Below are 933 nucleotides of genomic sequence, written 5' to 3' on the forward strand. Positions count from 1 at the left end.
AAGTTACGCGACCACATCACCCGTCGACTCGTTGATCTTCCTGTTGTTGGATTCCCCACTAGGCTGCACGTAAAAGTCCCTAGATTCCGGTGTACAGCCGCCTCATGTAAGAGAAAGATCTTCCAAGAATCTTTAACCTGCGCTGATGACGGCGCCAAGCTCACGCACCGGGTCACCCGCTGGATCTTGCAGCGCCTTGCTATTGACCGGATGAGTGTGTCAGCCACCGCCAAAGCACTCGGTGTGGGCTGGGACCTGGTCAACCAAGTCGCGCTGGATGCCTGCCGCCAGCTTGTCTACGGCGACCCTTGTCACCTAGACGGGGTTCGTATCCTTGGAGTCGATGAACACGTATGGAAACACACCAGAAAACCAGGCCAGGCATCAAACCTGGTGACCATACTTGTTGACCTCACCCCGCTGGTGGACGGGCGTGGGCCTGCTCGTTTGTTAGACATGCGACCGGGCAGGTCCGCAGATGTGCTCAGCGGGTGGCTTAAAGAGCGCGACCCCAGCTTCCGGGAGCAGATACAGGTGGTGACCATGGATGGGTTCACCGGATATGCCACCGCAGTCGAGGAACAACTACCACAAGCGGACAAAGTCATGGACCCTTTCCATGTGGTGCATCTGGCAGCCGACAAGCTCACCAGTTGCCGACAAAGACTCCAACGTGAGACCACCGGACGCCGCGGACGCAAAGATGACCCACTGTACAAGCACCGGCGCACGCTGTTGACCAGGACGAACTATCTCACCGAGCGGCAAAAGCAACGCTTAGAAATGCTGTGGGCCACCGATGACGACTACGTGTGCCTGGAAGTAACGTGGTTGGTCTACCAAGACATGATCACAGCGTACGCGCATCCGAGGAAATCGGAAGGCAAAAAGCTTATGGAACGCATCATCCACACCCTGCGCAAAGGACTACCA

The 933-nt window shown here is 56.8% G+C and carries 1 protein-coding gene; it reads left to right on the plus strand.

Annotated elements, in window-relative coordinates:
* Positions 1–933 (plus strand): ISL3 family transposase (locus HMPREF2822_RS01965; RefSeq protein ID WP_070520229.1); only part of this gene is annotated, 933 nt, incomplete at both ends.

The sequence above is a fragment of the Corynebacterium sp. HMSC062E11 genome (genome assembly GCF_001811845.1).
Lineage (GTDB): Bacteria > Actinomycetota > Actinomycetes > Mycobacteriales > Mycobacteriaceae > Corynebacterium > Corynebacterium hesseae.